This is a genomic window from Paenibacillus germinis (assembly GCF_013141785.1).
GTDB lineage: Bacteria > Bacillota > Bacilli > Paenibacillales > NBRC-103111 > Paenibacillus_E > Paenibacillus_E phytorum.
In genome coordinates, this window is record NZ_WHOC01000073.1 from 69,482 (window position 1) to 95,761 (window position 26,280).

Annotated in this window: 20 protein-coding genes and 1 riboswitch; of the genes, 11 read left to right on the forward strand and 9 right to left on the reverse strand. The window is 45.6% G+C overall.

Annotated features, from left to right (window positions below):
* The first annotated feature begins 27 nt into the window (after positions 1-27).
* A complete protein-coding gene (locus tag GC102_RS14790; RefSeq protein WP_171690220.1) occupies positions 28-1,122 on the forward strand; it encodes a GerAB/ArcD/ProY family transporter in 1,095 nt (364 codons plus the stop codon).
* 14 nt (positions 1,123-1,136) lie between these two features.
* Positions 1,137-2,267: a Ger(x)C family spore germination protein gene (locus GC102_RS14795; RefSeq protein ID WP_171690221.1), complete on the forward strand. Its 1,131-nt coding sequence runs from the start codon at positions 1,137-1,139 to the stop codon at positions 2,265-2,267.
* A 152-nt stretch (positions 2,268-2,419) separates the two neighbouring features.
* Here the strand turns inward: GC102_RS14795 and GC102_RS14800 are convergent, their stop codons facing one another.
* From GC102_RS14800 to GC102_RS14815, 4 genes are read right to left on the reverse strand one after another with little or no spacing between them, the layout of a single operon-like run.
* Entirely contained in the window at positions 2,420-3,256 is an 837-nt protein-coding gene (locus GC102_RS14800; protein ID WP_171690222.1) for a sugar phosphate isomerase/epimerase family protein, read from the reverse strand.
* 33 nt (positions 3,257-3,289) lie between these two features.
* The gene (locus tag GC102_RS14805) at positions 3,290-4,294 is read right to left on the reverse strand and encodes a proline racemase family protein (RefSeq protein WP_171690223.1); all 1,005 of its coding nucleotides are present in this window, start codon (positions 4,292-4,294) and stop codon (positions 3,290-3,292) included.
* A gap of 16 nt (positions 4,295-4,310) precedes the next feature.
* Positions 4,311-5,333, reverse strand: a complete 1,023-nt coding sequence (locus tag GC102_RS14810; RefSeq protein ID WP_171690224.1) for a proline racemase family protein — start codon at positions 5,331-5,333, stop codon at positions 4,311-4,313.
* The gene (locus tag GC102_RS14815) at positions 5,330-6,520 is read right to left on the reverse strand and encodes an NAD(P)/FAD-dependent oxidoreductase (protein WP_171690225.1); all 1,191 of its coding nucleotides are present in this window, start codon (positions 6,518-6,520) and stop codon (positions 5,330-5,332) included. Before GC102_RS14815 ends, GC102_RS14810 begins: the two co-directional genes overlap by 4 nt.
* Positions 6,521-6,688: 168 nt before the next feature.
* Between GC102_RS14815 and GC102_RS14820 the strand changes: the two genes are divergently transcribed.
* The 3 genes from GC102_RS14820 (at position 6,689) to GC102_RS14830 (ending at position 13,888) form a co-directional block, all read left to right on the forward strand.
* The gene (locus GC102_RS14820; RefSeq protein ID WP_171690226.1) at positions 6,689-8,446 is read left to right on the forward strand and encodes a sigma-54 interaction domain-containing protein; all 1,758 of its coding nucleotides are present in this window, start codon (positions 6,689-6,691) and stop codon (positions 8,444-8,446) included.
* 1,049 nt (positions 8,447-9,495) lie between these two features.
* Complete coding sequence (locus tag GC102_RS14825; protein ID WP_171690227.1) at positions 9,496-12,840, forward strand: GH36-type glycosyl hydrolase domain-containing protein; 3,345 nt, start codon at positions 9,496-9,498, stop codon at positions 12,838-12,840.
* Positions 12,841-12,922: 82 nt separating this feature from the next.
* On the forward strand, positions 12,923-13,888 hold the full coding sequence (locus GC102_RS14830) for a LacI family DNA-binding transcriptional regulator (protein WP_171690228.1): 966 nt from the start codon (positions 12,923-12,925) through the stop codon (positions 13,886-13,888).
* Positions 13,889-13,946: 58 nt separating this feature from the next.
* Here the strand turns inward: GC102_RS14830 and GC102_RS14835 are convergent, their stop codons facing one another.
* Entirely contained in the window at positions 13,947-15,053 is a 1,107-nt protein-coding gene (locus GC102_RS14835; RefSeq protein WP_171690229.1) for a M24 family metallopeptidase, read from the reverse strand.
* Positions 15,054-15,205: 152 nt separating this feature from the next.
* Here GC102_RS14835 and GC102_RS14840 point away from each other — a divergent pair, with 152 nt between their 5' ends.
* Genes GC102_RS14840 through GC102_RS14850 form a run of 3 tightly spaced genes read left to right on the forward strand, consistent with a single transcriptional unit; the run spans position 15,206 to position 17,006 of the window.
* Entirely contained in the window at positions 15,206-15,478 is a 273-nt protein-coding gene (locus GC102_RS14840; protein ID WP_171690230.1) for a (2Fe-2S)-binding protein, read from the forward strand.
* 14 nt (positions 15,479-15,492) lie between these two features.
* The gene (locus GC102_RS14845) at positions 15,493-15,813 is read left to right on the forward strand and encodes a (2Fe-2S)-binding protein (RefSeq protein WP_171690257.1); all 321 of its coding nucleotides are present in this window, start codon (positions 15,493-15,495) and stop codon (positions 15,811-15,813) included.
* A complete protein-coding gene (locus GC102_RS14850; protein ID WP_171690231.1) occupies positions 15,810-17,006 on the forward strand; it encodes an NAD(P)/FAD-dependent oxidoreductase in 1,197 nt (398 codons plus the stop codon). Before GC102_RS14845 ends, GC102_RS14850 begins: the two co-directional genes overlap by 4 nt.
* Positions 17,007-17,742: 736 nt before the next feature.
* Here GC102_RS14850 and GC102_RS14855 read toward each other — a convergent pair.
* From GC102_RS14855 to GC102_RS14865, 3 genes are all read right to left on the reverse strand, one after another.
* The gene (locus GC102_RS14855) at positions 17,743-18,237 is read right to left on the reverse strand and encodes a GyrI-like domain-containing protein (protein ID WP_312883277.1); all 495 of its coding nucleotides are present in this window, start codon (positions 18,235-18,237) and stop codon (positions 17,743-17,745) included.
* A 336-nt stretch (positions 18,238-18,573) separates the two neighbouring features.
* Positions 18,574-19,914 carry an ATP-binding protein gene (locus GC102_RS14860; RefSeq protein WP_171690232.1) on the reverse strand — a complete coding sequence of 447 codons (1,341 nt, stop codon included), beginning with the start codon at positions 19,912-19,914 and terminating at the stop codon, positions 18,574-18,576.
* The gene (locus GC102_RS14865) at positions 19,911-20,597 is read right to left on the reverse strand and encodes a response regulator transcription factor (protein WP_171690233.1); all 687 of its coding nucleotides are present in this window, start codon (positions 20,595-20,597) and stop codon (positions 19,911-19,913) included. Before GC102_RS14865 ends, GC102_RS14860 begins: the two co-directional genes overlap by 4 nt.
* A gap of 432 nt (positions 20,598-21,029) precedes the next feature.
* Here GC102_RS14865 and GC102_RS39090 point away from each other — a divergent pair, with 432 nt between their 5' ends.
* From GC102_RS39090 to GC102_RS14875, 3 genes are all read left to right on the forward strand, one after another.
* Positions 21,030-21,224, forward strand: coding sequence for a VOC family protein (locus GC102_RS39090; RefSeq protein WP_216628062.1), 195 nt, complete (start codon positions 21,030-21,032; stop codon positions 21,222-21,224).
* A 33-nt stretch (positions 21,225-21,257) separates the two neighbouring features.
* Positions 21,258-21,413, forward strand: coding sequence for a VOC family protein (locus tag GC102_RS40590; RefSeq protein WP_376769372.1), 156 nt, complete (start codon positions 21,258-21,260; stop codon positions 21,411-21,413).
* 203 nt (positions 21,414-21,616) lie between these two features.
* Positions 21,617-22,021 carry a DUF6223 family protein gene (locus GC102_RS14875; RefSeq protein WP_171690234.1) on the forward strand — a complete coding sequence of 135 codons (405 nt, stop codon included), beginning with the start codon at positions 21,617-21,619 and terminating at the stop codon, positions 22,019-22,021.
* A 133-nt stretch (positions 22,022-22,154) separates the two neighbouring features.
* Positions 22,155-22,238, forward strand: a riboswitch (cyclic di-GMP riboswitch).
* Positions 22,239-22,685: 447 nt separating this feature from the next.
* Here the strand turns inward: GC102_RS14875 and GC102_RS14880 are convergent.
* Entirely contained in the window at positions 22,686-26,081 is a 3,396-nt protein-coding gene (locus GC102_RS14880; protein ID WP_171690235.1) for an SGBP N-terminal domain-containing protein, read from the reverse strand.
* Positions 26,082-26,280: the final 199 nt, after the last annotated feature.

The window sequence follows — 26,280 nt, forward strand, 5'->3', positions numbered from 1 at the left end:
CAAGAACTTCTGTAAGGTGGTTAGCAAATGGAAAAAGAGGTCATTTCAAATCGACAGTTCATGCAGCTGCTTGCTATTATTTCCATTGCCACAACCATTCTATATGTTCCACAGTCCCTTACCGCTACGACCGGCAGAGATGGCTGGCTTTTTATATTTATCTTCGGACTTTTTGGATGTATAAACATTATGTTGTTTATTGTTCTAGAAAGACTTTTTCCTGGAAAAAGTTTTTTTCATATTAATCGTATAGTGTTTGGGCGCTTTATTGGCGGGCTATTCAACTTTGCCTATATTTTTTATTTTATTGATTTATGTACGTGGGTGATGCGTGAGTTCACTGATTTTTTTCTTATTACAATAGAACCTTCCACCCCCTTCTCTGTGTTTCTAATTGTTGCAATTGTTTTATCTTCTTATGTGGTGTTTCATGGTATGGAAGTGCTTTCTCGCATGAATGAAGTCATTTTTTTCATCACTTTTTGTGCCTATCTCATCCTTTGCTTGCTCCTGGTTAATCAATATCATCCTGAATACTTATTACCTATTTTGGAAAACGGCCTTTTAGAGCCATTGAAATTTTGGGCAGTGCCGACGTCCTTCTTTGGAGATGCTTTTATCGTTTGCATGTTTATCAACCATGTTCGGAAAACAAAACATACACCTGTTTACGCGGTCATAGGTATGCTTTTAGCTATATTACTTTCATGCATACTCGTTTTGGTCTCTACGATGACTTTGGGAGCAGAAACAACGGAAAAGCTAACTTATCCGACGCTGTCACTGATTCGCAACATCAATATTGCCAACTTCGTGGATCGGATTGATATGTTTGTTGTAACGATTTGGATGCTTGGCATCTTTATCAAGTTCTCCTTTTATTTCATGGGAAGTGTGTATGGTCTCTCGGAGGTGTTAAGCATAAAAAACCATCGTTGGCTTATTCTACCTATCGCTCTTTGTATGTTTATTCATACCAAATTTAAGGTTTCCAGCCTGGTACAATTATCGACAATTTATAATGTGAAACCGTGGTATTTCCAAACTTTTCAATTGTATCTTCCCATTTTAATCCTGCTAGTGGCCTTGATTGTCCGCAAAAGAATGAGCAAACAACCGTAACAGGAGGAAACATCATGCCTAAGCGGATCATTTCCTTTATGATCTTGATTGTAATGCTAGCGACATTGACGGGTTGTTGGGGAAGGGAGGAGCTCAATGAAATAGCTATTATTCATACGCTTACTATCGATAAAGAAGAAAATAACAACATTCGTGTAACGGTCGAAATATCACAGACGGTTCCGCAAGGTCAAGCACCTTCAGGGCTTAGAGGAAATCCCGTGTACCTGTCTGAGGTAGGGGAAACGCTTTTTGATATTGCCAGGAAATTGAGTGCTACTACGAGCAGAACTTTGATTTGGGGGCATATTAGCGCTATTGTTTTCAGTAAAGAGGTGGCAAAAGAAGGCGTACAGAAACACTTTGATATTCTCACTCGTTTACGTCATTTTCGAAACATGACGAATGTGTACATTACAGACGGAAAAGCAAAGGATATCCTTTCAGCCGAAGTTCCGCTGCAAAAATTGACCTCAATAGGGCTTACTGGGCTTATCAAAGCGCAAAAAAGCAACGCTAGCACCAAACGAGTAACACAAATGCAAGTGTTTCAGACCTTAACGAATGATTACAACGATTTGACTGTACCGGCGTTACATGTGTATAAACATCCCATAACAGAGAAATTGAACTTGCGAGTAGGAGGCATGTACGTCTTTGCCAAAGACAAACTGATTTCCTATATGGACGGAGAAAAAACCAAGTCTTATCTTCGAGCTATCAATGAATCGAAAGAGGCAGAGGAAACGCTTCATTCCGAAGAAAAAAAGAAGTCCTTTTCTTTTGAAAACACCCATAACTCTGCGAAGATCATACCGAATATGCAAAACGGTATCCCCTCAGTTACGATAGAACTTCACGCAGACTTTGACGTGGCAGAGGTACAAAAAGAAACGAAGATCGACCCTGAACAAATTGAAAAGTGGAAAGTTGAACTGAATGAGTCGTTAAAGGAGCAGATGATGGCGTTTATTTCTTATACAAAAAAAAATAAGGTCGATCTCATCGGAATTAAAGAAATCGTTCATCGGAAGTACCCCAAACAGTGGAAAGACCTCGAAAAGGATTGGAACAAGATTTATCCCGAAATTCAATTCCACGTTGTGGTTAAAAGTAAAATCGAACACACCTTCTTGCTATTATGAGAAAACCTCTATCGAAGCCAATCAGAGATGTGCGACCGCGTTTAGAGGTAGGTTTTATCGCCAATAAGAAAGCGGTCTTCGGGATCCGAAAACTTATACTTTCTTATGTGGTGGGAAAGGAGGGGCATCCCCCCCTCTCAATGTTAGAACCCTTATTTCATCAATGCTCTGACGATGCCCTTGATATGGTAGATGGATTGTTGCGTGTATCGATCATGAAGTGCGCTCGATTCGCTTTGTTGAGCCGTCATGTATGGATTAGATACCGGCGGCATAAATTCCATGGTAATGCATCCTTGGTATCCGAGTTCCTGCAATGTTCTAAATACATCCTCAAAGTTGGTTTGGCCTAAACCAGCCGCTTCTCTCGTGTTGTCAGCGATATGGATATGAGCCAGATATGGAGCTATGTTCTGAAGCGCGGATCTGTGGCTTCTTTCCTCAATATTCATATGAAACAAATCAGCCATGATTCGTACGCTGCTTTGATCCACCTCTTGGGCTAGCTGTTTAGCCGCGCTTAACGTATTAACCAAATAAGTTTCAAATCGATTTAACGCTTCAATCGCCAGAACGATGTTTTTCGACTCCGCATAGGCTCCTGCTTCTTGAAGACTGGAGACTGCCAGCTTCCATTCTTCCTTATAGGTCGAATCCGGGCCACTTTTCCCGACTGGCGACGGAACGACGATGACAACAGAAGCCCCCAACTGAACAGCCATGTCGACGCACGCCTTCACATATTGAACGGCATGACTCCGTATTTCCACATTAGGACTAGAGAGATCGCGATCCAATGTATAGATCCCGCATATGGAGGTGCATGCCAGACCGTACTTGCTTAACAGCGATTGAACAACACCCAGGTCCATCTTATCAGGTTCACCGGCAAGCTCCACACCGTCATAACCGTACTTTTTCAATCGAACGAGACTAGTTTCCAAATCTTCATTTCCGTAGATCCATTGCGTTACGCTATATGAATACACTACGCTGCCTCCCCCTTAGTCCTCCTACTTCCTTTAACCCAGAAGGAAGCCTTCCCCGAGCGGGTCAGACGGGTCAACAATAAACTGGTGTGTCCCGGTAATGAAAGCTCGCCCTTGGATAAGAGGGACGATAGCTTCATATTCAGCCACTTTCACAGTTTCCATGACGCGTCCCGTAAACTGACTGTCTACAATACTTTCATGCACAAAGTTTTGACCGATCTCTAACTCGCCACGGGCTTGCAATACTGCCATACGCGCGCAAGTTCCCGTTCCGCAAGGCGAACGGTCAATTTGCCTATCTGCAAATATCGTCACATTGCGCAAATGCGAGCCTTCCTTACGCGGAGAATCCGAAAAGATCACGCCATAAATGCCCTGCAGCTGCGGCTCTAAAGGATGGCTAACTGTCATATTGCTCTCGATGTAGGCTTTAATCGAAGATCCCCACTCTTGGAGTTTAGACAACTCAGCAATGTCAACAGAGATGCCCAACTCCTCTGCTTGGACAATCGCATAGAAGGCGCCGCCAAAAGCGATGTCTACCGTGAAAGACTTTCCTAGAACCTCTACTCGTACGTCTTGTGCGAAAACGAATGAAGGAACGTTCAGAAACGAAACCGATTTCACCTCTGTGCCTTCACATTCGGCTTTAGCAAACACTTTGCCGGCCGGAGTATCCAAAATAATCTGCGAGCGTTCCTCGGCTGCCGGAAGAAAGCCCATTTCAATGGCAGCCGTTACTACAGCAATGATGCCGTGCCCGCACATTGTGCTGAATCCTTCATTATGCATAAAGAGTACGCCGAAATCGGCATCTGGACTTACTGGCGATGTAATTACGCATCCGTACATCCCATGGTGCCCTCGCGGTTCAAACATGAGCACCTTCCGAATGTAATCATAGTGTTCGCGAAAGTAAGCCCTTCTCGCAAGAATGGTATCGCCTTTTAACGGTGGAATCCCCCCTGTAATAATACGCAGAGGCTCTCCTCCCGTATGCGCGTCAATTGTTGTATAATACTGCTTTAGTTCCATCGTTAACGCTCCTTTCTCAATGATCTTCTGCAGGCGGAATCAATAAAAATCCCTCATTAAGCTCATCGTCCTCATGCATAAAAAATGTGTGCATTCCCGTCATCCATGCCGAACCTTCAATTCTTGTCACCACAGCCGGGAAGCGACCTACCTTTGTCGTGCCGACGACCTCGGCACGGAACAGCGAACCGACAATACTCTCGTGTACGAACTCCTCGTTCATGCGTATTTCCCCTTTGGCAAACATCACCGCAAGCTTAGCCGAAGTTCCAGTACCACAAGGAGAGCGGTCAATTCCGCCAGGAGGGACAATCACGGTATTTTTCACATGGGCATCCGGATGTGTCGGGTCTGTATAAAATTCAACGTGGGTTAATCCTCTTATATACGAAGCCTCCGGATGCACCACCTCAACCGATTGATTAATCGCCTTACGCAAGTTTACAGCCATTTTCACAATGGTATCTGCGTTGGAAGGCGTAAGATCAAGCCCCAGCACCCGGGCATCCGTTATCGCATAAAAGTTGCCGCCGTATGCGATGTCGCAGTAGACGCCGCCTAATCCCTCAGCTTCTACCTTTACATGCTTATATAAAAAAGCGGGAATATTTTGAAAAGCAACTTTCTGGACCTTCCCGTTTTGCACCGCAAGCTCCGCTTCAACCAGTCCCGCAGGCGTATCGAGCTTCAAATACGTCGTTGGCTCCGTGACGGGAATCATTCCGGTCTCGACCAATGCCGTACAAACGCCTATGGTATCATGGCCGCACATCGGTAAATAACCGCCAGTTTCGATATAGATCACGCCGATATCCGCTTCCGGATGGCAAGGTTCCACGAGCAGAGCGCCTGACATGACGCCGTGTCCCCTCGGATCGTACATCAATATTTTTCGAATCCAATCATACTCCGTTTTCATATGCAGCATTTTTTCCGACATCGTTGACCCTACCAGTTTGGGAAGTCCGCTGATCACCGTTCTTGTAGGATTTCCACCGGTATGCGTATCTACGGTCGTAAACACTTTTTTGCTCTTCACGTAGGATCCACCCTTTCCTGAAATCTCTCAAACTTTAGAGGTTCGGTTGAAATTATCGTTTCGGACTGCTCCGTAATGATTTGGCTTATCAGTTTCCCCGTCACCGCAGCTAAGCTGATTCCGTCTCCTTCATGCCCTGCCGCGATATAATAGCCCGGCACCTCATGGACTGCAGAAACAATCGGCAAATGATCTTTCGTCCATGGCCGGAGTCCCGTGTAAGTACGAATGATTTGAAAATCTCCGATTTTGGGATAAAAACGAAGCGTTCTTCTCGCCATACAACGAACAACTTCCATATTCACGTGGGTATCAAAACCGACAAACTCCCGGCTGCTGCCAATCAAAAAGTTTTGGCTTTCCGTAGGTTCGAATACGAGTGCAACGCCATATTTCTCCGTGAGTGGGTCGACTTTCCGCCGGCCGCCGAATTTGGAGATCAAATAGCCGAATTCCATCACTTTCCGCAAACCTACAGGAACTTGGCGCGAGGCAACGATCAGATGCCCTTTCCGGGGCACGATCGGAATGTCCAAGCCGACCATTTGGCCGATATGCGGAGCCCAAACACCTGCTGCATTCACGATTTTTTTAGCTGTAAACTCACCCTGATTCGTGCTGATCTTGAAATTCCCTGTTACCCTATCTCTGTTGATGGAAGTAACTTCCGTTCTCAAACAGACACGGGCACCATATTTTTTTTGAGCATCATCAAATAAGGAGTAAGTAAGTAGATAAGGATTGACGGTCGAATCCGTGCCGCACTCGAGTCCGCCCGGAAGATCGTCTGCCAGAAACGGCGACTCTTGGCGAATATCCTGCCGGTCCAGCATCCGAAACGGAAGTCCTAACGCCTTCTGCCTATTCACCCACTGCTGGGCTGCCTCCATTTCTTCATCCGTTTCACAGACGAGAATGCTGCCTGGCGCCCTATATTCGAACGGACATGCCAATTCCCGGCTCAGTTCATCGATGATCTTTTGACTAACCAGCGACATTTGACTGTCAAAGCCTGGATCTTTATCGATAGCCAAAATGTTACCGTCGCAACGAGATGACGTACCGCTCGCCAATTCCCCTTTCTCGAGCACGGTTACGTCCAACCCTTGTTTACTCAAAAAATAAGCAATGGCTGAACCGACGATTCCACCTCCAATAATGACAACTTCCGCATGATTTACACCCATAGACATATTCCCTTTCAAAATGTAGATTCATCACTCATACATTTTTAATAAGCAATTTTCGTGCCAAATCGTTTGAGCAACATGTGTCTAAAAAAATTTACACATATTCACATGAAGCGTATAATTTTAAATAAAAACGCTACCACAACATAAGGCGAGGTCATGACAATGAAGCACAAATCCCCACTCATAGAAGATTTGATTCAGAACAATTATTGTTTCATCGAAAAAGATGGCGACGCGGAAGCTCAGTTTGCGCAATATACATCCTCCCTGCAGCCGAATCAAAAAACGGTGCTATTTTATAAAGACGGCTTGCAGCTTTATTATTATGTTGGAGAGCATCCGTCTAACGGGCTTAGCTTGATGAATATACCTTGGCAAACCGCCGTATCCGTCTCCCAAAAGACGCCGATGGACGCTGTCATCCCACTTTTTCACAAAACCGATTACATCCTTGTGAAAAATACTGCCGACCAACCGATCGGTTATGTGACCGCTGCTGATATGCTTACTGCCTTTCATCAAGCACACCAAATCTTGGAAGCTTATTTCGAGTCGATGATCGACACGATGGATGCCTCCATTTCCATGATTGATGATCAAGAACAGACGGTCGTGTGGACCAAAGGAGCCGAGCGAATCTTTTCTATAAAAGCCGAAGACATCCTTAACAAGCCAATGTCCGATTTCTTCCCTGCTGATATGCTGCAAATCTTACAAACCCATCAAACCGGTGATTCTGTGTTTCGTAAGCTGCACCAACCGCGACCCGATTTATATGTCCTGATTAACTCGAACCCTATTCGGCTTAAAGGACAAATCATCGGTTCCGTCGTTGCAGAAACGGACATCACCAGTGAGGTCAGGTTGAATCAGGAGCTATTCAACGCCACTTCCAAGGTCCATCAACTGCAGCAGCAAATGGCCCAGCTTCAACCATCGACTGATCCATTCAGCCCAATTAAAGGGACGAGCAGCGCCATTAAACGAACGATAGACATGTGTAAAAAAGTTGGCACGACCAAAGCAACGGTACTCATTCTCGGTGAAACCGGTGTCGGCAAGGAGCTTTTCGCCAAAGCCATCCATGACGTGCGAGAAAAATCGGACGCTCCTTTTATCGCGATCAACTGCGGTGCCATTTCTCCTTCCTTATTTGAAAGTGAATTGTTCGGATATGAAAAAGGTGCCTTTTCTGGAGCTGACAATAACGGCAAAAAGGGGAAAATACAACTTGCGACGGGCGGTACCCTATTCTTGGATGAAATTGGTGAAATGCCGCTCGATATGCAGGTCAAGCTTTTGCGTGTGCTGCAGGAGAGAACCTATTTCGCCGTAGGCGGAACCAAGCAGTTGAAAGCCGATTTTCGAATCATTGCTGCCACAAATCGCGATTTAAACGCACAAGTCAAAAACGGGTCGTTCCGTGAAGATCTTTACTACCGCTTGAATGTGGTTACGATTGATATCCCCCCGCTTCGTGAGAGAAAAGAGGATGTAATTGAACTGACTCATTGTTTCTTGAACGAATTTTCAATTAGCTATAACAGGTTCATTCAACATATCCCGCAAGATGTCTTGTTGGATCTGCTGCATTACAGTTGGCCCGGCAATATACGAGAGCTACGGAACACGATTGAACGTTTGGTCGTTTTTGCTACAGACGGATCGGTGAAAAGAGATGACCTGCCGATGTCGATCTATGCCAGTAAGACCAGTAAACATAAGGATGATTCTCCTCTCCAAGAGGAAATTCCGAATGTGATCCAAACCTTGCAGGAGGAGTTGGAAGTACACGAGAGACAGATCATTATCAAAGCTTTGGAACTGGAGAAGGGCAACAAACTGGCGGCAGCCAAACGGCTAGGCCTGTCCCGCGCAACGCTGTACAACAAGATGAACAAGCTGGGTTTTGCCGAGTGAATCGTTCAGATTGATAAAGATGACTCCTGTATTCGGTATTCGCAGGGAGTCATCTTTTTTACATCCATTTATAGCGATTGCTAATTCGATATAATGAGGTCAAAGCGCTCAGAGTAAGCTTTAACCAAAGTTAGCTTGACTGGTCGATAAAACTGTCTATCCATTAATTGTGCCGCTTCAAAACTGGTAGGCATAACTCAAGAATTCGATTTTATTGTCGGTTCAGCAGCTTCGATGCGCTATCGTGATTGCCAATGTTGTAGTTTCTACAACAATTCATATGCTAAAAGGCTATTTTCCAAGTAAAAGTTGTAGTTCGTACAACAATTCGAACCCATTTGTCGTGAAATGGCCTGAATAGGGCTAAATTGTTGTACGTTATGCAACATTGAAGGGATAGAGACGGGATCTAAGGCCGAATTGTTGCACTTTCTGCAACATCATTCGACCGAGAACATGGTTTCATTCATTTACTCATTTACTCATTTACTCATTCATTCACTCATCACTCATCACTCATCACTCATCACTCACCACTCACTCACTCACTCACTCACTCACTCACTCACTCACTCATCACTCATCACTCATCACTCATCACTCATCACTCATCACTCACTCACTCACTCACTCACTCACTCATCACTCACTCTCCAACTCGCTCATTCAGACCCCATTTCCCACACCCCCAACTATTTCACATATCCCCCTTCTTCTTCATTAATTGTTAACGTAAAAAGACCCGAAAGAGGTCACTTTATTCAAAGTGTCCATCTTTCGGGTAACCGTTCAACCATGGGCTCAGGCTGTTTTTTTGTTTACGCTTTGGCGTAATAGAAACGTTTCGATTCAAATTGTACATTTGATGAAACCGCAATAAAAACAGTATTTCTGTGAAATAAAGTGGTTATATAGGTAATTTCACTGTTATTTAATTGTTTATTGACTCCAAAACTAATGCTATTTATAATGATTTACATATCAATCGAAACGTTTCGATTCAATTCAATACCAAATACATTGTCCTAATTAGAAAGAGAGTGAAGAACATGACAAGACCTAATGACACAGACATCTGCATCCGAGCTGGAGAGTTGGCGTTCACTTTTATGAACAGCGGGGATATTAGAAAGATCACCTACAATCAGACGATGATCAATCAGCTGATAGCTAACCCAATTGATGGTTCGATGAACAATCTTTATCTGCGTATCCACCGGGAATCATCGCTATCCTTTGTGCCGCTGCTCGGCATCCGTTCTTCAAGCCGGATCAGTCGCGGTGACTGCCAGATTTCTTGGAAGGGTCATGCCGATGAGCTCGAATATGAGGTCATATTTACGCTCACTCCTCAATTGATCTGGTTCTGGGACGTACGGGTCCATGGTCATGGAGCGGACATCGATCTTGTCTATGGGCAAGATGTGGGCATTGCGGATCAAGGTGCTGTCAGATCAAATGAAGCCTATCTATCTCAGTACATGGATCATTCTGTCTTTCATGACCCTGTCAAAGGCTGGGTCGTCTGTTCTCGTCAAAATATGCCGCAGCAGGGGCAATTCCCGTATTTACAGCAGGGCTCATTAACAAATGCAGCGGAATACACAACGGACGGGTTCCAATTCTTCGGTTTATCCTATAAGGCAACGAACAAGCCCGAGGCGTTGACTAAGGTCAAGCTCGCCAGCGAGATCTATCAATATGAATTTGCCTATACAGCTCTGCAATCGCAGCGCGTGATCGTCGATGGCATGGCGCGATTTGTTTTTTACGGACTGTTCAAGCCCCACCATCCGGATGCAATTGTAAGCCTGGCATACGAACAGGAAGTACAGGAAGCATGGGCATATGCGGAGGCACTAGATACAAAGTGGGATGAAGATCTGGATTCAGTCAGCCTACAGCCCAGATTCGGCGATCCTCTTCAAGTCGAATCTATGACAATCGAAGAGATCGTGCGCGACTTTCCTAGCCGTCATCAAGAGGAATGGGATAACGGGGTTCTGTTGTCTTTCTTCACCGAGGGGCACGAGCATGTTGTATTAAAGGAGAAAGAGCTGCTTGTGGAGCGTCCGCATGGACATATCCTCATGACGGGGGATAACGCTCGCATGAACGAACAAGTGCTTACTACCACATCCTATATGTACGGCATATTTAACTCGCAGCTCGTGGTGGGAAACACGTCCTCCAACAAGATGATAACCAATGCCCGCAATGCGCTGAATGTGCTGAAGACTTCAGGCCAAAGAATATTTATTGAGATACACGGTGAATTCCGGATGCTCACGATGCCATCGATGTACGAGATTGGCTTTAACTACGCGCGGTGGACCTATAAGACGGCTGAAGACACGATTGTAGTCACGAACCACACTGTAATGGACACGCCGGAGGTTCATCTGACCGTACAATCCGTAAGCGGAAAGCCCTACCGATATCTGATTACGAATCAGGTGTCAATGAATAACAATGAATACGGAGTGCCTTTCCTCATGGAACGTGAAGGCGATGTTCTGGTGTTCCGTTCGTGCGAAGGTTCGGATAACGCACGAACCCTTCCAGACCTGTGTTACCGTATGAAGCTTACGGGAGCGGATGTGACCGTGACCGACGAGACAGCACTAGCCGATCATGCTAATCCGGGATCATCTTCGCTCGTTGTGCTCGAATTAAGCGCTTGTTCGGAATGGAGTTTGACGGTTCAAGGACTTATTCATGGCGGTGAGCTGCCGTTCGAGAGGCCAAATATGGCTGCAGAAATAGAACGCTACCGCGAATACTTTAGAAAAGTAATGAATGGCTTCCAATTATCGCACAGGGGTGAAGCGACGGAATCACTAAATAAGGTTAATGCTCTTGCATGGTGGTACACCCATAATATGCTGGTCCATTATTCCGTTCCGCACGGGCTGGAGCAATACGGAGGAGCGGCTTGGGGCACGCGAGACGTATGCCAAGGGCCTACGGAATACTTCATGGCAACGCAGAAATACGATCAAGTGCGCGAAATAATAAAGACCGTATATGCCCACCAATATGAGGATGACGGGAACTGGCCGCAATGGTTTATGTTCGATCATTATTACCGTATCCAACAAGAAGAAAGTCATGGCGACATCATTGTATGGCCGCTTAAGGTTATCGCCGATTATATCTCGGCTACGCACGATTACAGCATTCTTCAGGAGCGCATTCCTTATACGGAGCGGGAGGGCTTCGAGTTCACCGAGGAATGCCCGACCCTGCTTGAGCATGTGCAGAAGCAATTGACGTACATGAAGAATCATTTTCTTCACGATACTCACTTGTCCGCTTATGGCGACGGGGACTGGGACGATACGCTCCAGCCAGCTAATGCGCAGCTCAAGCAATATATGATCAGCAGTTGGACGGTCGCCTTGACCTATCAAGTGCTGAATCAATTATCCGCCGCTCTAACGGATGAACACCAAGAGCTGTCAGCGGAGCTGCATAAGCTAGCATCTGGCATTCAAGCCGACTTCAATCAATATATGCTGCAGAAGGATGTCATTCCCGGCTTCGTCTACATGGAGAAACCGGGTGAAGCAGAGCTTATGCTTCATCCGACCGATACGAAGACGGGCATTCAATATCGCCTGCTGCCGATGACTCGAAGCATGATCGCCGAGCTGCTGACTGAAGAGCAGGCTGAATCGCATTACCGGATTATCAAGCAGGAGCTATACTGCCCTGACGGCGTCCGCTTGATGAACCGCCCGGCACGATATGCTGGCGGCGTAAGCACGCATTTTAAACGTGCGGAGCAAGCGGCGAACTTTGGCCGTGAAATCGGGCTGCAGTATGTGCACGCTCATATCCGCTTCGTCGAGGCGATGGCGAAGCTCGGCAAGGTTGACGAGACTTGGCAGGGTCTTGCCATGATTAATCCGATCGGCTTACGGGAAGTGGTGCCGAACGCCGAACTGCGCCAAAGCAATGCCTACTTCAGCAGCTCAGACGGGAAATTTAATACACGTTATGATGCCCAAGAACGATTCCAAGAGCTGTTCGAAGGGACAGTTCCGGTCAAAGGCGGCTGGAGAATCTATTCCAGCGGACCAGGAATTTACATGAACCAGCTCATCTCCAACTGTCTCGGCATTCGCCAAGACGGAGGAGACCTGATCATTGATCCCGTGCTTCCGCATGAAATGGATGGGCTTCAATTCGACTTTAACTGGAATAACCGCGGCGTAAGATTCGAATATCATATCAGCGGGTCATTGGAATGCCACATCGAGATTAATGGCCATGCAGCAGAGATCGAAGTCATGCCAAACCGTTACCGCCATGGCGGAACAAGAGTGCGGCGCGAGCAATTAGAGATTTTGTTAAGCAGTGAAGATAATGTTATTGCGATTTACATCTAATGGAATCAGTGATCTTTCGGTGGCACCGATATATTGGTATAGTAAGGGGAAATGATGCATTGATCGTTAGGGGCGAGTTATTGTGGTTAGTATTAAAGATATCGCTAAAAAAGCGGGGGTTTCGATCTCCACGGTATCCTATGCATTAAACGGGAACCCCAAAGTGACGAAGGAAACGAGCAGCCGAATATTGGCCGTGGCCAAGGAATTAAATTACATGCCCAATGCGGCGGCCAGATCACTGAAGAAGCGGGAAACTAAGATTATTGGGGCTTTTCTTACGGATTTTAACGGAGCGTTCTACGGGGAACTGCTGCAAGGGATCAAAGAAGTGCTGAATAAAAAGGGTTATGACTTAATCGTTTGCAGCGGCGCGCAATCCCACCGTATGCTGCCAGAACGGAATATTGACGGAGCCATCGTGCTCGACTCATCATTCTCAAGCGAAGAGATACTTCAATATGCGGAGCTCGGACATAAGCTGATTGTGCTCGACCGTGAGCTGAACCATTCGAATGTGAATCAAGTACTGCTCGATAATAAGGCGGGGGCCGCATTAGCTATGGAGTATATGATTGAAAAAGGGCATCGTAAGATCTATGTCATAACGGGGCCTGAAGCCTCGTTTGATTCGATGCAGCGCCTTCAGGCTGTCCGTCAGGCCGTGGAACGCCATCAGCCGCTTACCTATACGCAGATTCAAGGCGACTTTAACAAGTCGGCCGGCGAAGAAGCCGCCGAACGAATCATTCGCGAATATACAGAACCTGTCGCTGTCTTCTGTTTGAACGATGAGATGGCCATCGGCTTATATAATGCCGTCAAGGAATCCGAGTATAGGATTGGCACGCACATTCATATTATCGGTTTCGATAATATTGAATTGACGCAGTATACGGAACCCCGTCTTGCGACGATTGATTACTCGAAGCGAAAGTGGGGAGCATTGGCCTCCGAACAGCTATTAAAGCTGATTGCGGATGAAGAGATCAATCACGAACGCATCTATGTGACTTTGGTCAAAGGCGATTCTGTACATTCGGTATGAGGAAGAGGTTGTCCCTTAGTCATTCAATGACTTCTGGACAACCTCTTTTTTTGCAATCTTACAATCTGCGCAACTGCTTTGGATAGTGTGTCAACACTTCAACCTGGCCGTTTGGCTGCACATACACATCGTCCTCGATTCGAACGCCGCCAAGTGAAGGCAAGTAAATGCCCGGTTCGATCGTGAATACATGTCCCGGCTCAATGAGCATCTCGTTTTCACTGTTAATCGATGGATCTTCATGCACATCCAGACCTAAGCCGTGACCGATCCGATTATTGAAATAAGCGCCATATCCCTTTGCTGCTATGACACTTCTCCCCGTTTGATCGATGACTCCGTATGGTGTGCCCACTTTGACCGCCTGAATGGCTGCCAAATTCGCGGATAACACGGTTTCATAAATCGTTTCCTGCTCCTTGGTTCCTTCCCCAATTAAAAACGTTCGGGTGATATCCGAACAAAACCCGCCCGCATATACGCCAAAATCGAAGAGTAAAAAATCATTCTCCTGGATCGAATAAGCGCCTGGTTTGCCGTGAGGCAAGCATGATCTTTTTCCGGTCAAAATGATCGATTCGAATGCCGGCTTATCGCCTCCGAACATCCTCATCTTATATTCCAGTTCAGCCGCAAGCTCCTGTTCCATCATGCCGACTTTAACTTTTTGCACGGTACTTTCAAGCACTTTTTCGGCAATATCCACTGCCCGGCGAATGCTGACAAGATCTTCTTCTGACTTAACCAGCCGCTCTTGTCTAATAAATGGTTCTATATCCGTATTGTGCACCTCGGGAAACAACGTCTGCAGCTGCTCAACCTGGTAAAGACTGATCACTTTTTTTTCCAAACCCAACGTACCGATGCGAGTTCTACCCACTTTGTCTTTCAACAGATCGTAAGGATTCTCGCTGTCTGAACAAGGGATCAAATCGCGAACGAATGAATGCTGCTGCGCAGCTTCCAAATCCAAGCCGGGAACAATCATGCTTTCACGAGCGCTGCCCATGTCGACGATAAGCGCCATGAATCGCTCATGCGGATTCGAATGGAACCCGGTAAAGTAATAAATATTCGTTGGATTCGTAATCAAGGCGATATCAATTTGCTTTTTCTCCAAGTAACTACGCAGTTTGTGCAATCTCAATTCATAAATGGAACTCATACATGTACCCTCCCGTTTTCGTAACAGTCATCCTTAGATTAGCAAAAACCGTGCCAATATTTCCAGTTTTACGTTTTTTTGATCAGATTGGCGCGATTATTGCTAGAAATGTGTAAGAAGGAATCGTATTAAACCGAAAAGGAAGGAACTCCATGAACATGACATCTGTTATTATTTGCCGGTGCGAGGAAGTGAAATTTGCTCATTTGCTTGAAACCTTCGAACGGCATCCTTGTTCTTCACGTGAACTGAAACTGCGCACCCGAGCAGGCATGGGTTATTGCGGTGGACGCAACTGCCGTTTATTGGTCGATAAGATCGTACAAGAGCTTTCACAAGCCCCCATGTCTAATGAATTACCGCTGAAACATCAGCCTCCCGTCCGACCTGTTTCATTTCACAACTTAGGAGGAGATCAACCTTGAGTTATGGACGGATTATGAACCACCCCATTTTAGGTGCGTGGAGTGAACGAAAAGGTATTTCCTTTCGTTTGGATGATCAGGAATACGAAGCTTTTGAGGGTGAGACGATCGCCGCAGCGCTGCTCGCACAAGGTATTCGCACGCTTCGTTACCACGAAGATACCGGTACACCGCGCGGCTTTTATTGCAACATCGGACACTGCTTCGAATGCCGCGTTACGGTCGACGGGATAGACGGACAAAGAGCATGCCTCACACCACTAAAAAACGGAATGGACATCCGCACTGGCAGGACACTTCCCTCCCCGTTGAAGAAAGGAGCTCATCTTCCATGACAGACGTTCTCATAGTCGGAGCCGGTCCAGCCGGTTTGTCAGCCGCAATCTCCTGTGCAGAGCGCGGGTTAAAAGTAACGGTTGTCGACGAATTCATGAAACCAGGTGGCAGACTGCTGGGACAGTTGCATCAGGAACCTAACGGGACATGGTGGAATGGAATTGAAGAGTCAGCCAAACTTCAGAATAAAGCTGTGTCTCTTGGCGTGGATATCAAACTCGGCATTTCTGTTTACGATATTAAACAATCGGCATACGGTTGGATCGTTTATACGTCAAGTGGCGTGCAGGAAGTGCCTGCTCTTCTGCTTGCTACAGGTGCAGCTGAGACCGCTGCCCCCATTCCAGGGTGGACGCTTCCGGGTGTCATGTCCATTGGAGCTGCTCAAGTGATGACGAATGTGCATAGGGTCCGCGTGGGCATGCGCGGGATCATTGTGGGAATCAACGTGCTGTCCATTGCCATTGCACGCGAACTGCAATTAGCTGGCATCGATATTGCCGCTATGGTGCTTCCCGCCAAAAACATCTTAAATAAAGATGCGGGAGATCCCCAAAAAGTGATGCAGTCAATGCTGCGCCTAGGGCACCTTGCACCGTCTCCTATTCTTCGACTTGGCAGCGGCTTGATGCGTTATTCCCCGCTGCAAACTTGGGGACTTCGACTTTACCCAAAGCATGGTTTTAAAATTTGGGGGATCCCCATCCAACTGCGTAAAGCAGCTCTCGCTATTGAAGGGGAGGAAAAAGTCGAGAGCGTGCAGCTGGCTGAACTAACACCAGACGGAGAAATCGTGGCTCATTCCAAGCGAAGCGTTCCCGTCGATTTCGTCTGCATGGCGGGTAGTCTTTATCCACTAGCCGAACTTGCAGCTGTAGCCGGATGTCCCTTCCGTTTCATACCCGAATTAGGTGGACACGTCCCGCTCCACAACGCCCAGATGCAAACACCGCTTAACGGTTTGTTTGTAGCGGGAAATATCACTGGAATTGAAAGCGCCAAGGTAGCAGCCGCCCAAGGTACGGTTGCAGGGATTTCGATCGCGGCTTTTCACAAGGCTAGCGGGACAGATGTAGAGCTGCAGCGTGCCGTAGAGCATGTTCGTGCGATGCGTGAACAAGCGCTGATTCAATTTCATCCCCAGGTCGCGGAGGGGCGACGACATATAGAAACGATGTATGCTGATGCCTAAAACAGCACGAGCACGCCTCCCTACTCATAGCGTCAACTGCTTCTCCGTCGCAAGGTTGAGCATACGACACGCTCATCTTCCTGTTACTTGGATTCGGTTGAACAGCGTTTGGTTTGGGTGATCTAAACTGCCTATCAGCCCTTCGTGAAGGGTTATGGGTATAGTGATTACCACTGTTGCAATTTATACAACAATTCACACGCCAAAAGGCTTTTTTGCAACTTGAAGTTGCATTTCGTACAACATTTCGACCCATTTGTTGCAAAATCGCCTGTATTGGCCCAAATTGTTGTACATTATGCAACACCGTAGGGAGAAAGGCGGGAACTTAGCAGCGATTGTTGTACATTCTACAACATCAATCAACAGAGCATAGGGATTCATTCATCCTGCAACCTAAAGTGAGCATATTTAGCGATGGGTTCCGAGTTATGACACTTCCATGAAGAACTAGATTCGATGAATGAATCGACGGTCTCATGTATTCCAATATTTTAGACACTTGACATGCCTCTATGTCTAATTTCTTAGATACTTTATCATAATCTCCCTTGCCCAAATCCTGCAAATGATTCGTCACAACGTCCAAAGTTCCCAACTGTAGCATGCGGGTCTACATTCCTGCTTTCCGTTGAAAATAAAGTGTTAGACTGGCACTGAAAAAGAAACAGCGGCGGACTAGGACTTGAAAATAAAGTCTTAGACTGCCGCTGTTATATTGAGCTAATGTTCTGCGTTAGCGTAATGTGAGTGTAATTTTTTTTTCAACTGGGAAGTATAAATACAATTCGCCGGTATTATCTTTAGGATTATAAAATTCTTGAATTGCTCCAACGATTTGATAATTGTTTTGAGGTAAATAATCTGCAATCATATGATTAAAAATGTTTTGATAAGAATCTTGAGTACATTTTGTTACAACATATTTGAATGCTGGAATAACCCATTTTGTCCATCCATTTGGGACAATAGCGTCGTCTGTAACTTCGCATCCTGCTAAATATTTACCTTCTTCTTTCCACCTTTCAAACTTCTCATCAACATCACACATAGCACCCCAAATCCCAGAAATGTTACCTTCAGCATCCAACTTTGCGAGATTGCTTATTTCAGCAAAGTTACTATTTGCCTCTTGCCATAATGGAGGTATCCACTTTGTGCCTTCATTCGCAAGTCCTTTCCCCATTTTTCCAATAACTGAAAACTGCTGTTTTTCGATTATATCGACCACTTTTTCTTCCCTCCTGTATTAACGATAAAACATATGTCTCTTGCACATTTTACCATATTATACTTATCAAGGTTTTTGAAGTATGCTGCCCGTTAGCATAATGAACTGGAGGCACTCTAGAACTTTATTTTCACAGTCTAATACTTTATTTTCCCAGTCTACAACTTTATTTTCTCCTGACTTTGGGACCATTTTTGTAAGAGCGCGGCTCGGGCAAAATACAATTTAGATACAGTGAAACCCCGACTTGAAGTATTTAATTCAGAACTACAACCAAAAGGATTTACACAAATCTATTACCCGACAAATCGCCTCGTCGATTAGATTCACAATTTGTTATGCACAAGGCAGATACACAGTAAACTGAGTCCCACGACCAACCTCACTTTGTACCGAAATGAAGCCTCGATGAGCCTCGACAAATTCTTTTGCAATTGCAAGTCCCAGACCCATGCCACCCGTATGACGGGAACGTGATTCTTCAACGCGATAAAAACGGTCGAACAGGAAGGGGAGTTGCTCCGACGCGATACCGACTCCGGTGTCCGCAATCGAGACGGACGCAAAATGCGACTCATCATGGGAACTATCCGTAATTCGGATCGAAATCCTTCCACCGGACGAGGTATACCGCATGGCATTGACCAACAAATTATAGAATACTTGCGTAATCCTGTTAGGATCGACGAACGCATTCAATTTTTGTGCCGGATGTGAGCGAACAATGTCGATATGTCGTTCTTCTGCTTCCGGCTTTAACATATCGATGATCCGATCCAAAAGGGGAACAAGATCGGTCGGGGATCGGTCCAGCTGCAATTTGCCTGCTTCGGCCAGCGTTAACTGGTGGAGATCGTCGACAAGCTTGGACAAACGGATTACTTCATCCTGTATAGGCAATAAGGTTTCCGGAGGAATGTCCCGTCCTCCCTCTTGTATCATTTCCATATGACATTGAATAATGGAAAGCGGCGTCCTTAACTCATGCGCCACATCGGCTGTCAAATTTTTTCGTACCTCTTCTGCGCGAAACAACTGCTGCGCCATATGATTGAGCGCTTCGGTTACTTTCCCGAATTCATCTCTTGTTGTCACGGGAATGCGAGTGTGAAGCTCTCCAACTGCAATTTTTTGTATGGCGGGGATGAGACGTTTCAGGGGCTGCGTTAATTTCTTGGTTAACCATAAGCCAAGAAGCAGTGCAACGATCCCGGTATAGACCGGTACCCTGAAACTTGAGGTGTGCATTGAATCCAGAACATACTTCATTAAAAGATAATCTTCGGTCGATTCCCACCTATCGACATAGATCGTGCCGACCGTCGTTCCATTTACCATGACTGTATTCAGTTTCCCCTGCTGTATCAACGACCCAGGATCGCCCGACCCTCTAAAAAACAAAATGTTGCCGTCAGGAGACAATAGAGCGATCTCGCGTTGATCCGGATTTCGTAGCTCCAATTCGTCTGAAATCTTCATTTCCTCTACGCCTTCCCATGAATTTTTATGCTCCTTATAGTAGATTTCAAACAACTCTGTCGTTTTTTCTTTGAAGTAATCTTCAAAACGGTTCTTTAAGTATCCTTGGGTTGCCCCGTAGTAGCCCACCGTGACAAAAAGAACCAGAACCGCCATCGCGCCAAACAATTTATCCCCGATGCACCACCGTACGTTCATAACTTGTCACCGAATCGATAACCGAATCCGAACACGGTTTGAATATATTTCGGGATCGCCGGATCGTTCTCTATCTTTTTCCGCAAGTTGCTGATGTGGGAATCGATCGTGCGCTCGTAGTTGATGAAATCATCTTCCATGACCGATTTCATCAGTTGAAGCCGACTGAATACTATACCGGGTTTGGCGGCCAAAGTAATCAGTAATTTGAATTCTGTAGGAGTAAGAACAATTTCCGCGCCATCCTTCATGACTTGGCATTTCGATTCGATAATCGTCATGTCTCCCCTTAGCATCGTCTGAATTTCTTCGGATTTACCCTGAATGCGGCGTAATACGGAACGTATTCTCGCCGCTAACTCCCTCAAACTGTAAGGCTTTGTCATGTAATCGTCGGCCCCGATTTCCAAACCGATAATTTTATCCATCTCCTCCGTTTTTGCCGTCAACATAATGATTCCATAAGACCCCATGTTCCGAAGTTCGCGGCAAACTTCAATTCCGCTCATTCCCGGAAGCATCCAGTCTAAAACAACCAAAGCCGGACACTCCGTTTTGGCTGCGGTCAGCGCATCCTTGCCCGTTGTCGCGGTCACAATCCGAAACCCTTCATTTTGTAAATATGAAACCATCGCCTCAAGCATTTTCACTTCATCGTCAACCAGAAGTACAGTTGTTTTCATCTAAATCCCGCTTCTTTCTGCTGTTTTTACTCTTATTATAGCTTTATTTTTAAGCAAAAATATAATCACCATGAAAAAAGGATATGTTCTCCACAAGTCCTTAACATTGGCTTGATAAACTATGTTTGAGCATGGGAGGAACGCGGTATCAGGCTGTACTTAAATAGAAAATTCAACCTATGCATTATCAAACGAAAGAGAGGATTCAAAGATGAATAATCAAAGAATAAACCGTAGTGGTGCGTGAGTTGGAGATCTTACGGAGGGTCTAGGGGCCAAGTATCCTTGTTCTCTTTATTTTATTCCAAGACAATGATCAAAGACAGCAAGGAACTTTTGATTTAGCTGAGTTCTGCACAATTATTCCTTACGGACGAATGTTCTGATAGTTGTAACTTCTACGCCAGAAAAGAGAATCTAGGAGGAGAAAGAATGGCCCCTATCAGGGTACGTTACATTGTCGACGATGTAGATGCAACAATCGCATTCTACACACAGCATCTTGACTTCATTGTCAAAGCACATCCTGCACCCGGTTTTGCCGTTTTGCAACGAGGTGACTTGAATCTTCTTGTGAATGCCAAAAATGGTCAAGGCGGAGCCGCTCAAGCCATGCCGGATGGGTGAAAACCGGAACCCGGCGGCTGGAATCGGATTCAAATCGAGGTCGATGACCTGGGCGGCTTTGTCGAGACCCTGCGTAAAGCAGGCCTACGCTTCCGCAATGATATTGTCACAGGTTTTGGTGGTAAGCAAATCTTACTAGATGACCCAGCAGGTAATCCTATCGAACTCTTCGAGCCTCCAAGCAAATGATGGAAAGAACATTATCTCATTTGCATCTAAGCATCAATTAGAAGAACAAGAAGTGATTGCTCGCTTTTGTTTTTCTTATAATAATGTGAGAACTACAACCATCCTAAAATCTGTTTGCTGAAAATATAGAATGCTATATACATTGTATGTATAAGCTGATATATATTCAGTTTGCAAAAACTGCAAAGAGGAGTAATTAACACATGAAAATGAAGCTAGTTTCATTCGTAATACTTTGTGCATTTCTACTTGTTCCAACTATTGCCTCTGCTGAAGTGACCAACGGTAATGTCGGATACGGATTAACCCCCGGGCGACTCTGGGCCACGATGGACGCAGTGGTGGGGCTGATCAGCGCGGTCATCGGTGGGCTGTCTCTGGCCCGCTCCGCCGGTCGTTTCGGCACCGGATCCGGGCGACGCGGGGCCATCGTGGCCGCGGTAGTGGGGCTGATCGTCATAGTCTACGCTGGGGTGCATCTGGCCAACTACCCCGGTGGTTTAGGCACCGGCGACGGGCGAGCCGGGGCTATCATGGCCATAGTGTTGGGGATGACCGGCATGATCCTCGCTGGGCTAACTCTGGCCCGCTCCCGCCGCGCCGGCTGACCCGACCATGGCATCCGATCAACTAAGTTGGCTGATGTTCCTGGTGTTTATCGAGCTCTCGTTCTTCTTTAATTCAAGAAAAATCAATTACCTTGATACCTTCAAGAAATGTTGTATAATTTTGGTTATTAAAACTTAATAAGGGAGCGATGAAGCCAGATCATTACATGGGCACTTTGATCTGGTAGAGCTAATAGTGCAACCGACCTTCTTCCATAAAGAGAGAAGGTTTTTTTTGTTCTCTCTTCTGTAGTCTTAAATATTAGGGAGAGGTATGTATGAAACCTAAGGAATAATGTAGGCTACTTATTTCTCTTTTCTTTCTTCCAAATCAAAGATACAGTGAAAGCAACCACATACCCTGCAACCTTAAAAAGCACCTCTAATATTTCCCTCATCCAATCATCCCCTTGATAAAATTGTACTCACAAATTAATTAGGAGATACCTTACATTGGAATTATCCTACCCGTTCGTATTAACGCCCGACGCCAGTCTACAGACTAACATTTTATTTTCTTAAGACACCTGCAGGTTTCTCTCCCGACACCTGGAGGATCAAACGATTGAAGTTTTTGAAGTACGGATCTGTATACCAAAAAGCTGCTGATAAACGGAATATCAGCAGCTTTCTATGATTAATAGTCTACATACTCACCGCGAGCCTACTGATCATTTTGATCGTCATTTTCATGGTGCCCGCCCTTTTTATTTGACGGTACTGCAGTTACACTATGCCCTACTGGTACTTTGATTTCTGCGTAGCTAACAGCAACACCGTTTACGGTTTTCGTTTCTGCCTTTATAGCTGCCCCATTCACTTGAATATAACGATAAGAACCCGCAAACTGTGCTTCCCAGTTGATCCCTTTTGTACCGGAATTGTTTCTTAAAGTACTCTTTGTCGCACTATCGTGTCTCAAGTAGACATCGTGATCTCCCAAAGAAATATGATTGAGTTCCAGCCACTGAATGTCTTGCGGCAAACGGGATAGGGTAGACAATTTGTTATCAGGCGCATTCGGAGTTAGCCCCATCAATCCCTCAACCGTTTGACTGATTAATGTATAAGAGACTTCCGGATAATCGCCGTTTGTTCCTTGGCTGCTTATCTCATGCGGTTGGTTTAATCTGTCGATGATATACTTCATCCACTTCCAACCGAGTTCATTTTTCCCATAAGGGAAAAATGTATCTGGCAAGTACGTGAATGCTTCGATATTTACCGGCGCCTGTCCGGGCGTTTCACTCATGCTATCGATCAGTCCAAGGAATTGATCTGTCCGCTCGCCGGCTTCGGTAATTTGCTTCATAGGCATGAACCAACTTGCTTCTTTTCCGAAGCTGCTGTAAGCTTTGCCGCCCGCTTCATAACCTCGCACATAACCGGAATCAATTCCTTTTACTCCCCATTCCGTGTTAAAGTATTTTTTAAACGCTCGTGCCTTTTCTTTAAACTCCTGGTACTTCTTCATGTCGCCTTTTTCTTTGGACAAATTGGCATATGCTAGGAGCGCTTGATACTGGGAAGCAATTCCGTCCCCCGCTTCTACGACAGCCTCACCGTTGCGTTCATCATAAGAAGCTGCGCCATCGAAAATACCTTTTCCTGTTCCTTCAGCGACTCCGTTCTTTATTTGCCCGTCATGCAGCGTAATAAAATCCGTCACTGCTTTATCGTAGTAGGTCCAAAGCGTCTCATCGGTCAAATAGTTCTTGTCGCCGGTCCACAAGTACATGTCGTATGCTTTTTCAACAAGCTCGAACACAGCGGGAACTTCTCTGACAAAACTATTTGCGTTACGATAGTCCAGTTTGAAAATCGAGCCATCGAAATTGAGCGCCCATGCCGGGTACCATTTATGCGTTTCGTTCGCTGTCCCGGCAAATGCCTTCAACATAGAGAAATTTTCTCGATCCAGCCCTAGTAGATGGGCGCCCGCCATCTGATGAGCCATATCCCTGGAATAGAAGGCGTATCGGTGTGCATACCCTGCCCAGTAGGATGGCATGTATTCCTTGATTTCCGGTGAGTTTCTAAATGTTTCATCCCGATTAATCAAGCCTTGTTTACCCGTTCTTACATAAGACTTTGCTTTTGGCTTCGCCCAATTGAAAGCATCTTTTATTTTCACATTGGAGGAATCGATCGTAATTTCTTTGTCAGCTACTGAACACTCCACTGTCCACAGCTGTGTCGTGCCGTTCTTCCCTTTGATCGTGTAAGTAACCGGATTGGTAAAGTCTTTCACCTTACCTGTTGACGGAGTAACGAAAGCGCCCTCTGAAACGGCAATTTGCGGGGCAATCGCTTTCACATTCGTTCCATAAGGCACTTTAAACGTAACCTTCTTAGCTGCTCCATCTACCCTCGAAACGCCAACCTGATTCGGTACCGTGAAGGAGACGATATTGGCAAGTTCAGGCAGTGGATTCGTATTCCCAGAGTCACTCAACAGATAAGAGTCGTCAATTTCAACCCATTTGTCGTTAGCGTTAATGCCCGTGAAATACACTTCAACTTGAGCGCCTTTTTCCAGTAATATGCCGTTAAGCGTTTGTGTCACAGGTACACTGCTCTTAGGTGCGTCACCGCTTTTGATATCGCTGCCCTCAGGGAACCTGATGCCGAACTTTGCACCGTTTTCATCAGCCATGTTGAATAAGGCATGTAATTTATAATACCCTGTTGCAGGCACCGTTACGGTTTGGGACAAGTAAGAAGCCGCCCCAGGATCCAAGTAGGCAATAACATTATCGCCTGTCTTGTATGTAAATGCACCGTCATAACGCCAAAATTGTTTCGCAGCATCAAAATTCGAGTTTCTGATCAAATTCTCAGCTAGTGGTCCAATTGGATTGCTCATGGCTGCTTGCCCCTCCTTACCAAACAAATCAACGGGAGTTACTTCAAATCTCACATATTTCCCCTTAAGTCCAACAACTGAAACAAACGTTTTGTTTACTTGTCCATTAATCTCATTGTATACGCCATCCCGAGTATCCGAAACCAACCATCTAAATCGGGTAGCTCCCTCCTTATGTCCATCTGGATCCATGAAGGTATAGCTTCCAACTAACTTTTGTTCTGTCCATGCGTTGCCTGAAACTGAAACATTAGAAGCTAGAGGAGCGGTATTGGGAAAATCGTCAAAATCAAATTGAAAATTGAAGTTATCCGCCTCCATTCTTTTATTTGCTGATAATAAATAGATTTCGACCTCATCGTTTGCATGAAGCTGAATGCCTGTTACAACTTGCTGTTTGTACACACTTGCAGTCACCGACACGCTCTTGAGATCCGTACCGTCTGTTCGTTTCACACCAAAGCTACCTCCATCCTCTTCAACATGGAGCAATGCTGAAAGTTTATAGTTTCCTGTTAAAGGGACTTTGATTTTTTGGAAAACGGTGCTGCCTGCCTCGAGGTATACAGCATTCGATACCGTATTATTATAGGCGATTGTTGTAATTCCTACCTGGCCTGAATGCGCCCAATCACCCAGTCCACTTTCAAAACCGGGATTAACCGCCAAGTTCACACTTTTGGTATCATCGCGAAGAAGTTCTAATTCATCGACATTAACCCAATTCGTTTGAGCGTTACCGCCGGTTACATAAACCTCTACTTGATCGCCTGCGTTGAGAGTGATGTTCGGTATCTCGTATCGCGTATAACTGGATTTGGCTATTGTTGCAACACTGTTTATTTCGCTTCCACCAACTTTTTTTACGCCCAATTTACCTCCGGGTCCCCCTGTAGAAAACCAAGCAGATAAGTTATAACTTCCTGTAACTGGGATGGTCACCTGTTGGGAAATCGTATTACTGCTGCCTGGATCTAACCAGGCTTGGTTTTTTCCAGATTTAACATTATTAGAAGCAACGCCGGCACTTCCACTTTTTGACCAGTCAACAATCCCCGATTCAAAACCAGCGTTTTTAATCAGATTCTCCGCGTCCGCATGTACTTTAGAAATAGGAATAAATAATTCATGAAATGTCGCAAACAAAAAAAATAGAACCACAAGAAGCGGTATCATCTTACTGTTTTTTTTCATAACTTCCCTCCTAAATAAAATACTTAAATTAACGCAAATTCTACCCCTTGACCGCACCAGCAGCCATGCCTTGAATAAAATACCGTTGCAGGACGACTCTACCATTTCACCTCCTCGTCGACTGAGCAAGGACGATGCGTTATCCTCAACATTTCATCCCCTTATTTGTAATTCAACCCATAATGTTCCATGCTGTTGC

Excerpts from the sequence above, each read along its gene's own strand:
- GC102_RS14790 (WP_171690220.1), top strand. The coding sequence starts at position 28 with ATGGAAAAAGAGGTCATTTCAAATCGACAGTTCATGCAGCTGCTTGCT.
- GC102_RS14795 (WP_171690221.1), top strand. The coding sequence starts at position 1,137 with ATGCCTAAGCGGATCATTTCCTTTATGATCTTGATTGTAATGCTAGCG.
- GC102_RS14805 (WP_171690223.1), bottom strand. The coding sequence starts at position 4,294 with ATGGAACTAAAGCAGTATTATACAACAATTGACGCGCATACGGGAGGA.
- GC102_RS14815 (WP_171690225.1), bottom strand. The coding sequence starts at position 6,520 with ATGGGTGTAAATCATGCGGAAGTTGTCATTATTGGAGGTGGAATCGTC.
- GC102_RS14820 (WP_171690226.1), top strand. The coding sequence starts at position 6,689 with ATGAAGCACAAATCCCCACTCATAGAAGATTTGATTCAGAACAATTAT.
- GC102_RS14825 (WP_171690227.1), top strand. The coding sequence starts at position 9,496 with ATGACAAGACCTAATGACACAGACATCTGCATCCGAGCTGGAGAGTTG.
- GC102_RS14835 (WP_171690229.1), bottom strand. The coding sequence starts at position 15,053 with ATGAGTTCCATTTATGAATTGAGATTGCACAAACTGCGTAGTTACTTG.
- GC102_RS14840 (WP_171690230.1), top strand. The coding sequence starts at position 15,206 with ATGAACATGACATCTGTTATTATTTGCCGGTGCGAGGAAGTGAAATTT.
- GC102_RS14845 (WP_171690257.1), top strand. The coding sequence starts at position 15,493 with ATGAACCACCCCATTTTAGGTGCGTGGAGTGAACGAAAAGGTATTTCC.
- GC102_RS14850 (WP_171690231.1), top strand. The coding sequence starts at position 15,810 with ATGACAGACGTTCTCATAGTCGGAGCCGGTCCAGCCGGTTTGTCAGCC.
- GC102_RS14860 (WP_171690232.1), bottom strand. The coding sequence starts at position 19,914 with ATGAACGTACGGTGGTGCATCGGGGATAAATTGTTTGGCGCGATGGCG.
- GC102_RS14865 (WP_171690233.1), bottom strand. The coding sequence starts at position 20,597 with ATGAAAACAACTGTACTTCTGGTTGACGATGAAGTGAAAATGCTTGAG.
- GC102_RS39090 (WP_216628062.1), top strand. The coding sequence starts at position 21,030 with ATGGCCCCTATCAGGGTACGTTACATTGTCGACGATGTAGATGCAACA.
- GC102_RS14875 (WP_171690234.1), top strand. The coding sequence starts at position 21,617 with ATGAAAATGAAGCTAGTTTCATTCGTAATACTTTGTGCATTTCTACTT.
- GC102_RS14880 (WP_171690235.1), bottom strand. The coding sequence starts at position 26,081 with ATGAAAAAAAACAGTAAGATGATACCGCTTCTTGTGGTTCTATTTTTT.